The 11452-nt window shown below is 68.3% G+C and carries 14 protein-coding genes and 2 pseudogenes; 14 read left to right on the plus strand and 2 right to left on the minus strand.

Features of this window, described 5'->3' with window-relative positions; translation table 11 throughout:
- From ACTWQR_RS54275 to ACTWQR_RS54325, 11 genes and pseudogenes are all read left to right on the plus strand, one after another.
- Positions 1 to 274, plus strand: a pseudogene (locus tag ACTWQR_RS54275) (hypothetical protein); the annotation flags it as partial.
- Between the two features lie 78 nt (positions 275 to 352).
- Positions 353 to 1609 carry an MFS transporter gene (locus tag ACTWQR_RS54280; protein ID WP_443234762.1) on the plus strand — a complete coding sequence of 419 codons (1257 nt, stop codon included), beginning with the start codon at positions 353 to 355 and terminating at the stop codon, positions 1607 to 1609.
- Between the two features lie 94 nt (positions 1610 to 1703).
- A complete protein-coding gene (locus tag ACTWQR_RS54285) occupies positions 1704 to 2033 on the plus strand; it encodes a carboxymuconolactone decarboxylase family protein (protein ID WP_443234763.1) in 330 nt (109 codons plus the stop codon).
- A gap of 137 nt (positions 2034 to 2170) precedes the next feature.
- Positions 2171 to 3151: an aldo/keto reductase gene (locus tag ACTWQR_RS54290; protein ID WP_443234764.1), complete on the plus strand. Its 981-nt coding sequence runs from the start codon at positions 2171 to 2173 to the stop codon at positions 3149 to 3151.
- Positions 3152 to 3376: 225 nt separating this feature from the next.
- Entirely contained in the window at positions 3377 to 3583 is a 207-nt protein-coding gene (locus ACTWQR_RS54295; RefSeq protein WP_443234765.1) for a hypothetical protein, read from the plus strand.
- Positions 3580 to 4581, plus strand: coding sequence for an SMP-30/gluconolactonase/LRE family protein (locus tag ACTWQR_RS54300; RefSeq protein WP_443234766.1), 1002 nt, complete (start codon positions 3580 to 3582; stop codon positions 4579 to 4581). The genes ACTWQR_RS54295 and ACTWQR_RS54300 overlap by 4 nt, the downstream gene beginning before the upstream one ends.
- A gap of 263 nt (positions 4582 to 4844) precedes the next feature.
- A complete protein-coding gene (locus ACTWQR_RS54305) occupies positions 4845 to 5312 on the plus strand; it encodes a site-specific integrase (protein WP_443234767.1) in 468 nt (155 codons plus the stop codon).
- A gap of 87 nt (positions 5313 to 5399) precedes the next feature.
- Positions 5400 to 5996 carry a hypothetical protein gene (locus ACTWQR_RS54310; RefSeq protein ID WP_443234768.1) on the plus strand — a complete coding sequence of 199 codons (597 nt, stop codon included), beginning with the start codon at positions 5400 to 5402 and terminating at the stop codon, positions 5994 to 5996.
- Positions 5997 to 6021: 25 nt separating this feature from the next.
- Positions 6022 to 6387, plus strand: a complete 366-nt coding sequence (locus tag ACTWQR_RS54315; RefSeq protein WP_443234769.1) for a hypothetical protein — start codon at positions 6022 to 6024, stop codon at positions 6385 to 6387.
- A gap of 299 nt (positions 6388 to 6686) precedes the next feature.
- Complete coding sequence (locus ACTWQR_RS54320) at positions 6687 to 7493, plus strand: SGNH/GDSL hydrolase family protein (protein WP_443234770.1); 807 nt, start codon at positions 6687 to 6689, stop codon at positions 7491 to 7493.
- A gap of 109 nt (positions 7494 to 7602) precedes the next feature.
- Entirely contained in the window at positions 7603 to 7905 is a 303-nt protein-coding gene (locus ACTWQR_RS54325; protein WP_443234771.1) for a hypothetical protein, read from the plus strand.
- A gap of 72 nt (positions 7906 to 7977) precedes the next feature.
- Here the strand turns inward: ACTWQR_RS54325 and ACTWQR_RS54330 are convergent, their stop codons facing one another.
- Entirely contained in the window at positions 7978 to 8553 is a 576-nt protein-coding gene (locus tag ACTWQR_RS54330; protein WP_443234772.1) for a PadR family transcriptional regulator, read from the minus strand.
- Between the two features lie 126 nt (positions 8554 to 8679).
- Between ACTWQR_RS54330 and ACTWQR_RS54335 the strand changes: the two genes are divergently transcribed.
- From ACTWQR_RS54335 to ACTWQR_RS54345, 3 genes are all read left to right on the plus strand, one after another.
- Positions 8680 to 9072: a nuclear transport factor 2 family protein gene (locus tag ACTWQR_RS54335; protein ID WP_443234773.1), complete on the plus strand. Its 393-nt coding sequence runs from the start codon at positions 8680 to 8682 to the stop codon at positions 9070 to 9072.
- Positions 9073 to 9802: 730 nt separating this feature from the next.
- The gene (locus ACTWQR_RS54340) at positions 9803 to 10342 is read left to right on the plus strand and encodes a transposase (RefSeq protein ID WP_443234774.1); all 540 of its coding nucleotides are present in this window, start codon (positions 9803 to 9805) and stop codon (positions 10340 to 10342) included.
- Positions 10343 to 10533: 191 nt separating this feature from the next.
- A complete protein-coding gene (locus ACTWQR_RS54345) occupies positions 10534 to 10707 on the plus strand; it encodes a hypothetical protein (RefSeq protein ID WP_443234775.1) in 174 nt (57 codons plus the stop codon).
- A gap of 272 nt (positions 10708 to 10979) precedes the next feature.
- On the opposite strand, the pseudogene ACTWQR_RS54350 reads toward ACTWQR_RS54345, so the two are convergent.
- A pseudogene (locus tag ACTWQR_RS54350) lies at positions 10980 to 11452 on the minus strand (transposase); the annotation flags it as partial.

The following is an 11452-nucleotide window of genomic DNA, read 5'->3' on the forward strand; positions in this document are numbered from 1 at the left end:
CCAACCGGAACCCAACACGTGGAAACGCTGGGCAGACCAGCCGCTACAGGCTGCCCAATCCAACGGCCGTCCCCCGGACCTCAGCCAGAAGATCACCCTCAGACCACATCGGTGGATCGAGGCTAAGTCCGTCACGCCGCACCGCATCGCGGAGAACATCGGCATCTTCGACTTCGCGCTCACCGCCGACGAGACGGCCGCCGTCGACGCCCTCGACACCGGCCTGCGCGGCGGCCCCGGCCCGGACAGCATCAAGGCCGACTCCTTCGGCTGAACCGGCGCCGGCGCCCGGCCGCTCCCGCGACGCGGCCCCCTGTTTCACCCCCACATTCAGCAAAGGCTCTACCTCCGCATGTCTTCTCACCGAGAAAAACCCGCCAGGCTGCCGTTCGTCGTTCCGCTGCTGGCCCTCGGCACCTTCGTGATGGTCACCAGCGAGTTCATCATCGCGGCCCTCCTGCCCGAGGTGTCCGCCGACCTCGGCGTCAGCGTCTCCACGGCCGGCCTGCTGATCACGGCGTTCGCGGTCGGCATGATCGTGGGCGCGCCCACGATCTCGATCGCCACGCTGCGCCTGCCCAGGCGTTTCACCCTGGTCCTGGCGCTTGCCGTGTTCGCCGTCGGCCACGTGATCGCCGCACTCAGCTCCTCCTTCCCCATCGTGCTCGCGGCCCGTGTGATCATCGCGCTGGCCACCGGTACCTTCATCTCCGTCGGCTCGGTCGTGGCCACCTCCGCCGCGGGACCGGCCGCCGCCTCCCGCGCCATGGGCGTGATGATGAGCGGCATGAGCCTGGCCATCGTGGCCGGTGTGCCGCTGGGCTCCTGGGTCGGTCAGGCGATCGGCTGGCGCGGCACGTTCTGGGCGCTGGCTGCCCTCGCGGGCGTGGCTGCCCTGGTCATCGGCCGGTTCATCCCCGCCGCGGAACGCGCCGAGGTGACCCCCTCCGTCCGCTCCCAGCTCGCCGTCCTGCGCCATGGCCGTATGTGGCTGGTCCTTGCCGCCACTGCGCTCGTTACGGGTGTCTTCATGGCCGCGTACAGCTACATCTCTCCGTTGCTCACCGAGCGGACCGGGATCTCCGAAGGAGCCGTACCGCTCGTCCTGGTCGGCTTCGGCGTCGGTGCTCTGCTGGGCACGAACATCACCGGGCGCCTCGGCGACCGCAAGCCGCTGGCCACGTTCATCACCACCTCCGTCGCCTCGGTGCTGGTGCTGCTCCTGCTGATCCCGCTGTCCACCAGCCCCGCAGCGACCGTCGTCCTGGTGGTGCTCCTGGGTGTGACGGGCTTGGGCATCACATCGATCGCCACCCCGCTGGCCGTGCGCTTCGGACACTCCTCGCCCGCCCTCGCCGCTGCCTTGACGGTGTCGGCCTTCAACATGGGGATCGCCCTCGTCTCCTGGCTGGCGGGCACGACCTTGGACACCTCCCTGGGCGTGACCGGACCGGAGGTGGTGGGTGCGGTCATGGCCGGCCTGGGCCTGATTCCCCTGCTCGTCCTCGCCGCGATGCGCGCCACCCGGACCGCCGCGCCTCAGGTGTCCCTGCCTGCGGCGGACGACGAGACCTCGCACAAGGCTCAGGCCCACCGCGTGGCGGCCTGACTCCGGGACACCACGGGGTGTTCCTGCAACAAACCCATCAAATGGGTTGATTTCTTTTCGTAAAGGATCAAACACATAGAAAGTATGAAACGCCATGGCTGAAGAACAGACCGCCGCACAGAAGCTGCTCGGCGACTTCGCGCCCGAACTGGTCCGGCTCACCGACGACGTCCTGTTCGGCGAGGTGTGGGCGAGCGAGGGCCTGTCCCAGCGGGACCGCAGCCTGATCACCGTTGCCACCCTGGTCGCCCTCTACCGCGCCGACCAGCTTGCCTTCCACCTGCCGAAGGCGCTGGAGAACGGGGTGACGAAGGACGAGCTGGTCGAGGCCATCACCCACATCGCGTTCTACGCCGGCTGGCCCAATGCGATGTCCGCGATCACCCAGCTGAAGAACATCGTCGAGGGCGCCGGCGTGAGCTGACCACGCGCCGACCCGTCGGGAGCAACACCCCGTGCGACGCAGCGGACTGACCACACGTCTGGCACACCTCACGACCATCAGGACCCACACCGGCCAGGGCGTTGTCGTCGCTGGTGGCCACTCGAAAGGAGAACGAAATGAAGAAGCGTGTACTGGGAAACAGCGGGCTCGAAGTGTCGTCGATCGGGCTCGGCTGCATGGGAATGACCTTCGGCTACGGCCAGGCCGCAGACACGGGTGAGGCCATCAAGCTGATCCGGGCGGCCGCCGAGCGCGGTGTGACGCTCTTCGACACCGCGGAGGGGTACGGAGAGGCGAACGAAAGGCTGGTGGGCGAGGCCCTGGCGCCGGTGCGCGACCAGGTCTCCATCGCCACGAAGTTCGGGTTCAAGGACGGCAACCCCACGGCGGGACTGGACAGCCGGCCGGAGCGGATCAGGATCGTCGCCGAGCAGTCCCTGCAGCGTCTACAGACCGACCGCATCGACCTCTTCTACCAGCACCGGGTGGACCCCGACGTGCCGATCGAAGAGGTCGCCGGCACGGTCCGGGATCTCATCCAGGAAGGCAAGGTCAAGCACTTCGGCCTGTCCGAAGCGGGTGAGGACGTCATCCGCAGGGCCCACTCGGTCCAGCCGGTCACGGCCCTGCAGAGCGAGTACTCGCTGTGGTGGCGTGAGCCCGAGGAGACCATCCTGCCGACTCTGGAAGAACTGGGCATCGGCTTCGTGCCGTTCAGCCCGCTCGGCAAGGGCTTTTTGACCGGCGTGATCAGTCAGGACACGAAGTTCGAGGCCAACGACATCCGTAACGTGCTGCCGCGCTTCGAGGAAGAGGCGCGTGAGGCCAACCTCGCCCTGATCGCGCTGCTGGGTGAGATCGCGGACGCCGAGCAGGCGACCCGGGCTCAGACCGCCATCGCGTGGCTGCTGGCGCAGAAGCCGTGGATCGCACCGATCCCGGGCACGACGAAGCTGCACCGCCTCGAAGAGAACATCGGTGCCGACAACGTGGAACTGACCTCCGAGGACCTCAGGCGCATCGAAGAGGCCGTTGCCCAGGTGCAGATCAAGGGCGAGCGGTACACCGCAGCGCAGCAGAAGACCATCAACCGGTAAGTCACCAGCCTCCAGCGGCCCGTTCCTGACGAAGCGTCGTTCAAGGCGCTTCGTCAGGAAGGCCCTGCCCATCAGGAGAAGTTCACATGGACTCGCAGGCACTCAGGGGGCGGATCGCCCTGGTCACCGGCGGCACGACCGGACTCGGCTTCGGCGCCGCCAAGCGTCTGGTCGAAGTTCCACGTCACCGCTCTCATTCTCGCCGTCGCGAGGAAGTGGCCCGAGGTGCTCTCCAACGCCGTCGACCCGGGCTGGGTGCCGACAAAGATGGGCGGGAACAGCGCCACCGACGACCTGCGGCTGGCTCCGGTGACCCAGGCATGGCTGGCGGCCGACGACGACGCGGCGGCGCTGGTCACCGGCCGCTACTTCCACCACCAGCAGCCCCGGTACCCGTGCGGCGCCGACGGAAAGAACGAAAGAGCGCAATGACCACGAAAAACACATCCATGAAGAAGCCGTTCAAGCTCGCGGCGATCTCCGCGACGGCAGCCGTCATCCTCTCGGCACCGTACGCGTCCGCCGCGACCGGACACGCGGACGCGCGGCCCGCCGTCACCCACGTGAAGACCGTGGCCGCCTTCGACTTCGCCACCGGCGACGTGCCCGAGAACATCACCGTCGCCCCGGACAATTCACTGACCGTCTCGATGGTGGGCACGCCCGCGGGCGAACGGCCGACACTGGTGCGGATCGCACCGTCCGGGCACCGCACGGTGCTGGTCACCGGGCAGAAGGGCGACGGAATCACCGGCAACACTCGCGGCCACGACGGCACCGTCTACTACAACGTGTGGTCCTCCGACGCCTCCCGGAACGGGGTGTGGAAGCTGCCGCCCGGCGGCACCCCCCACCGCATCGCGGCATTGCCCGCGGGCGGAGTCCCCAACGGTCTGGCCATCGATCCGGCCGGGCGCACCTTGTACGTCGCCGACAGCCAGATGGGCACCGTCTGGGCCGTCCCGGTCTCCGGCGGTCCCGCGACCGCCTGGCTGGTCGACCCCGCCCTCGCGATCAAGGTGTCCGCGCCCGTGCCGTACGGTGCGAACGGGCTCCGCTTCCACAACGGCGCCGTGTGGGTCTCCAACCTCAGCAAGGGCACCCTGCTGCGGATCCCCGTCACCGCCACCGGAGCTCCGGGCCGGGTTCACACCGTCACCAGCGGCCTCACTGGCATCGATGACTTCAACTTCCTCAGCGACCACTCCAACGTCGTGTTCGCCGCGCTGAACACACAGAACAAGATCGCGGTCGTCTACCCGAACGGCACCACCAGGACCGCACTGACCGCCTCGGACGGCCTCGCCTCGCCCACCGCCACCGCGGTGCGCGGGAAGCGGCTGTACATCACCGACGGCGGACTCAACGAGCCCCATGACGCGCAAGTGCAGAGCGGGAAGATCGACCTCGGCGCGCTGCTCTCACACTGAGCGTCCGGCAGTTCCCAGTGGTGCAAAGGGCGTGGCCTGCAGGGATGCCACCTGGGCGTCCCTGCAGGTACCCCTCACAACCGAGACTCCCGCCGGGCAGCACGGAGACGAGGCGGTGTGCCGACGCCGCGGTGTCGGCGAGTCGAGCGCCGACCACCTGTACGTGAATTCCCTGATGATTGAGCGAGTTCAAGCATCAGGGGAGGTGCCTGTTGAGGGCGTGGTACGTGGTCAGGGTCCCGGACTCGGGGCGGTGGGGGACGATGCCCGCGGAGGGGGTTCTCGGCGTCGGGGACCTGCTGGAGGCGGTCGCCCGAATCGGGCTTCGTCCAGGGGATCCGGTCTTCGTGGGACCGGACGGCATGATCGATGCGGACCTGTTGGACTTCGTTCGCTCCAAGGAGTTCCGAAATCTGGAGCCGGAATCAAAGCGCAACTACGCCACCGACATCCGTCTGTTGCTGGAATTTCTGTCCTCCCGCGGCGTGCCGTGGCGCCAGGCGAGTGAACGGGACCTGGCCGATTACCGAGACTGCCGTTGCTCGGCGCCGGCAAATCCGGAGCGAATCGGCGGTACGAAGTGGAACCGGGAGGGCGCCGCGTTCACCAAGCTGTTCCGCTGGGCGAAGGTCTCTCCGCTGCCCGTCGACCTCTCCCGCCGGGAGGACCGGGCCCCGGACTCGGTCAGCGCACGGGTGTCGTGGCTGACGCCGCGGACCTGGGCCCTGTGATCGGACATCGGACTGCGCGGCCACGCGGCTGGCGGGGGCGCTGCACCGGGTTGGGATGCGCGGACGGAACTGCGGAACACCAGTTTCGTGCAGCTGCTCCTCAGTTCCGGACTTCGCCGGCAGGAGGGCGGGTCGCTGCTGACGTTCGAGGTTCCGACCCAGCGGCTTCGCGCCGGCCGATACTGCCACGGCCGTGTCGCGGGCGCCGTCACCAGGTCGAAGTGCGGGCGAGTCTTCTACGCCTCGGTCGATGCGGTCGGTCAGGTCGAAGCGTATGTGGCGTCCGAGCGGGCCTGGGCAGTACAGCCCGCTCAGGCCGCGGGCCGCTACGAGCGGCTGCCTGGGATTCGGCTGCTCACGAAAGTGACCCGTGGCCCGAAGCCGAAGGTCGAGTGGGTAGACCGGGACGGCGTCGCTGAGGGTCGCGAGCTTGGTCTGCTGGGCTGGCGGGAGCGTCAGTGGCTCTTCCTGGATGGCCCAGAAGGGCCCGAGCCGGCCTGGTTGTGGCTGACCGAGCAAGGGCTGCCGATGCTCCCGGACCGGTGGAACAGCGTGTTCAGGAGCGCGAATCTGCGTTGCGACCAGGTGCTGCTCGCCCCGGCGGAACGGGTGATCAAACGGGAGCTGCGGCTGGCGGAGGTCCGCGGGAAGAGTCCCTACGCGACCCCTCACGCCGCGCGGTAACGAGCGCACGCGCATCCGCAAGGCGATGGACCGCCTCCTGGCCGGGCAGGCCACCGCCTCCAACGGGAGTCTCACCATCGCGGCCCTCGCCGTTGAGGCCGACGTCCACCGCATGGCGCTGATGAAGCGGCACGCGGATCTGAAGAACGAGTTCTACGAGCGGGTACGCACCGAAGCGCAGCAGGTCCCCGAAGCAGAGCGCCGACTGCGCGAGTCCGTGGTCAAGCTCAAAGAGACCGTCTCGAACCAGCGAAGGGAGATCAAGGAACTACGGGAGCTGGTCACCCGTCTCACCCTCGCCGCTGCGGTCCTCACCCACCAGCAAAGGCAGTCGGCCCCCCGCTCGCAGGTCCCAGACAACGTCGTTGCCTTCCGTCCGTCCAAGGAATGACGCTGCGGGCCCGCTTCGAGGGCGATGCCCAGGTGGCGCCAGGCGCATCAAGCCAGAGCCCTGATCAGCCACATCGCCGACGATGCGACCCACTGCCACACGATCTCCGGGGCGGACCAAGGCGGTGGACGGCGGTGGACCGCCCTCGACGGCCTCAGCACCTGCATGAGCGGCGTCACTTTGCAGGAAGGTGAGCCTGCAGCTATCCTGATATTCAACAATGCGACTAGGTGCATAGTTGCTTAGCGGTGGCCGTGTGCCACTTCCATCAGCAGCGTTGACGAGAGGCGGGCAGCCCCGTGTCGAGCGGTGGGTATCTGCGCTATGTCGCCCTGGGTGACAGTCACACCGAGGGACTCGGGGACGGCGACGACGTCCGTGGTCTTCGGGGCTGGGCGGACCGGCTCGCCGAGCAGGTCGCCCGCCACAGCCCCGGCCTGCTCTACGCCAACCTCGCGGTGCGCGGCCGTAAGGCCGGTCAGGTGCGCGCCGAGCAGCTCGCTCCGGCTCTCGCGATGCGGCCCGACCTTGCCACCGTGGTGGCTGGGGTCAACGATGCGTTGCGCCCGGGCTGCGACCTCGACGAGGTGGCCGGCCATGTCGAGGCGATGTTCGCCGCCCTCACCGCGCAGGGCGCCACCGTCGCGACCCTCATGGTTCCCGATGTCGGGCGTATCACGCCGTTGGCCCGCCCGATCGGTCACCGTGTTCTCGCACTCAACGCGCGCATCCGGGAGGCCGCCGACCGCCACGGCGTGGTGGTGGCGGAGACGGCCGCGCACGCGGCGGCGACCGATCCGCGGTTGTGGAGTGCTGACCGGCTGCACGCCGGCCCGCTGGGACACACGCGCATCGCGGCTGCCGTGGCCCACGCGCTCGGTCTGCCGGGCAGCGACGACACGTGGACCCTTCCCCTTCCGGCCGAGGGGACAGACATCCCTGCCTGGAGGACCGTGGGTGCCGAACTGCGCTGGGCCGGCACCTTCCTCGGCCCTTGGGTCGGCCGCCGCCTGCGTGGCCGCTCCTCCGGCGACGGCCGCCGGGCCAAGCGGCCGGCGCTGCTTCCGGTGGCCGCGCCCGCTGGGGACACCTCCCCATCGGTGTGATGCTCCGGCTTGCGACGACGCCGGCGGCTCCTCGTGCTGAACTGCGCTTCACCGGGGGTGCGCACGCTCATGCCGGGGACAGCTGTTCATCACGATCTTCTACATCGCCATGGCGGCACCGACGTCCGGCGCCACGGCCCCCGCCAGGCACTCCCCGGCTTCCACCGCACCCTCGGCGAGTTCCAGCCCCCGCGTCAGATCACCGGCGTCGTCCGCTCCATCCCCCCACAACGACGCCCAGGGCGACGCCGGACTGCCCCGAGGCTGGGTGATCCTGGGCTTGGGACTCGCGGTCGCGTGCCTCTCCGGCTCCGACGTGACCCGGTTCTCCGACCGCAAGGGACTGCACCGCAATCCCGCTGACAAGGAACCGCAGCCGGTCCTGGCTCGGACACAGACCGACGACCCCTGAGAGACCGGGCTGCTCATACCGGCCCCGGGTAATCACCTTGTTGACCAACAGTGCTGGGTCGGACCGCCGCGGTCAGCCGTCGGCCCGGAGCGCGGCCGTGCGCTGTTCGAGCCTGCGCAGCGCCATGTCCCCCCACTGGAGGTTCTCCCGCTCGAACGCCATCCCGCGCAGCAGGGTGAGATACGGGCCGATGCGCTCGGCCTCGGCGAAGTACGCCTCCTCGGATCGCCCGTCGAGCAGACGCTGCCGGAGCCGCTCGTAGCGGGCCAGCTTGGCGGTGGCCCACTCCGTGCGCTCGGCGATGGCGGTCCGGACCGCTTCCATGTCGCCCGCGTCCAGACACTGCACCTTGACCAGCAACTCGTCCCGGATCACCGCCGGTTTACCCAGGGGCTCGGCGGTGTAGGCATGGACGGCCGCCCGTCCGGCCTCCGTCAAGGAGAACAGTCGCTTGTTGGGGCGGCGCTTCTGCTCGACGACGCGGGCCGTGACGAGCCCTTCGGCCTCCATGCGATCCAGCTCCCGGTAGAGCTGCTGAGGCGTCGACATCCAGAAGTCGGCAACCGTCGCGTCGAACGCCTTCGCGAGGTCGTACCCGGACGCCTCGCCCTGCAACAGCGCGGCCATCACCGCGTTCCGCAAAGCCATGGATGCACGCTAGCAGATTAATCAACGACGCGACTAAACAGTCACCCCTTCCCTGTAGACAAGCGCTAACGGGCCCTCTAATCTCAACCACACCTATTAACATTCTTGAGTATCAGAGGTGGGCTCATGCATCCCTTCCCCAAGGCCGTCGAGAGCGGCGACGCGGACGCCGTGGCCGCTCTGCTGGCCGACGACGTCGTCTTCACCAGCCCCGTCACCTTCAAGCCGTACCCGGGCAAGGCCATCACCGCGACGATCCTGCGCGGCGCGCTCCGGGTCTTCGAGGACCTCACCTACATCCGTGAGATCGCCAACCCCGACGGCCGCGATCACGCCTTCGTCTTCACCGCCACCGTCGCCGGCAAGCAGCTCCAGGGATGCGACTTCGTGCACTTCGACGACAACGGGAAAATCGACGAGATCACGGTGATGGTGCGCCCGCTCTCCGCCGCCCAGGCGCTCGGCGAGGCCGTGGGCGCCCAGTCCGAGCAGATCGCCCGAGAGGCCGCCGAACAGTAACCACGACGACGGACTTCGACGGACTGCGCAACCCCTCCCGGCGGAGCGCCACAACGTCCCCGGCGACTGCGCCACCACCCTTCGACGAGGCCGCTTCGAGTTCGAGACGGCGCTGCACCAGCTGTCCAGAGGCGGCCTGCAGGCCAGCCGTACACGCTGCGCGGGCCGTTCGAGAAGCTCGGCGTCACTGACTCACTGTAGATCGTCCAGGAGCACCACCTGTATCGCGCCGTGGTACCCGGCCGCACGATGTGACCCTGCCCGCCGACTGGGCCGGTGCCGTGGACGCCTTTCGGCATACGTGCGGTACGTCTTGCGCCCGGCCGGCCTGGGCACCCTCGCCGACGAGGGCGGCGCCCTGCTGACAAACAGCAGTGTCCAGCCAACTCCTAGTCAGTCCACCCAACTGAACAAACGGACTTGACAGGGAACGTGAAGGGTGCGTGCAGACATCCTTGGCGGATCACGGACGAGCGGCCCGGTTCTCCGATCCGGACCCGATCGGCTCTGCCCTGGACGTCAACCTGGACGACGGACGGCATTTTAGGGTTTACCTCGACGGGAAAGTCCGCCCGGCCTGGGACGGTGGCACCCCAATCCTCGGGGCCGACCTCCCGTCTGCGCCCGGAACGCTCTCACGCTGCCGGTACATGTACCGGGTGCGCCTGCAGAACGAGGGGACGGACCGCCAGGTCTGGATCGGCACCGAAAGCCTCGCCCGCCCCACGGAATGGGTGCCGCTGGCGGATTGCGGGTGGACGGCGGACAGTCTCATCACCAAGGCCGCGCAGCGGATCCTGAAGGAGCTGCCGACAACTGCCCAGGCGGGCACCGCAGTTTCGAGTGGTGGGAGCAGAAACACCACCGCAACGGCACCCCAGTGATCAAGGTGTTCTTCCCCGCCGGGCACTGCCGCCCCTGCCCGAAGCAGACACAGTGCACCAAGCCCCCATCCGGCCGCCGGGGCACAGGCCTGACCTTCCTGCCCCGCGAGCGATATGAGGCCCTCGAAGAGGCCCGCCGGGTCCAGGACACGGACGAGTGGAAGGAACGCTACAAGGTCCGGGCCGGCGTCGAGGGCACGATCTCCCAAGCCGTGCGTGTCACCGGGATCCGCCGCACCCGTTACCGCAATCTGCCCGCAACCCGCCTTGGGCACGTCTTCGCCGCCACCGCGATCAACATCATCCGCCTCGACCGATGGCTGACCGTCACCCCGCTCGGCGGCACCCGCACCTCCCGCCTCGAAGCCCTCATGCTCGCGGCCTGACAAGCCGATTCGCGGATTTCTCAGCAGAGTCCTAAAGGGCGGAGCACTGGCCAAGATCAAAGGTAGATGTCCCCCGTCGGCGTGGCGTCGGCGTACCCGCAGTCTTCAGCGTGAAGTCCCCGAACTCCACAGACTCATCCGAAGCGGCCGGCTTCCCCTGCGCCGTCTCCAGGGTCATGTTCAATGCCTTGATGACGTCGCTGAAGCACTCCACGGACTTCGCACTGCCCGACGACGACGCGCTCGGCTTCGGCTCGGCGGCCGAGTCCTTCGAGTCGTCTGCCCCACCACACCCAACCGCCGCGGACGCCAGTACCGCGACCGCCGAGAGCACTCTCTTTCTCACTACGCCCACATGCCCATGACTGTGAAACCGTCCTCGCAGTAGTGCAATCCCAGAAGATGCCGGGCGCGCCTACCGCTCCTGCTGCAGCACCGGGTGGGATGACGGCGACTTCACCAACATCCGTTGGGTCACGAACGACCCTGGGGCGCTCCGCGCTGCCCGCCGGCCCGCTGTACAGCTCGCGGAGCGTCATGGCTTTGGCGGCCTGCCGCAGCAGTTGGTGCTCGGTCTGCGCCAGTTCGTTGCGACTCGCTCACTTCGAGCGGCCTTCAGCCGGAGTTTTCGTCAACGCCGGATGCGTCGCCGCTCTTCGCGCTCAGGATCGGTGTCGGTGTCCTGTCCGTCTTGTTCTTCGAGGCTGCCCCTTTTGGCTTGGCCTTTTCCGCCTCGGCGGCAAGCCTTCTCCAGGGCGGTGAGGACATCCTGGGCCAGGTGCATCCCGGCCGCGTCGTGGTGAGCGCGCGCGGTCGTGGAGTCGACGCTGACCAGGGACAGATCCACCGCACCCCGCTTCGCGGCTTCCGCGATCAGGCCCTCCAGCAGGGCCTCGAAGATGCCGCCGTCGCGCCACTGCCTGAAGCGGTTGTGGACGGTTGACCAGGCGCCGAACTCCTGTGGCATCTCCCGCCACTGTCCACCGGTCTTGAACCGCCAGATCACCCCCTCGAACTGCTGCCGCAGTCGCTCGGGATACGGGCCGTACTCGCCGATCGGCAGGTACGGCTCGATGAACTCCCATTCCTCGTCCGTCACTTGCACTCGCG

The sequence above is a fragment of the Streptomyces sp. 2A115 genome (assembly GCF_052245575.1).
GTDB lineage: Bacteria > Actinomycetota > Actinomycetes > Streptomycetales > Streptomycetaceae > Streptomyces.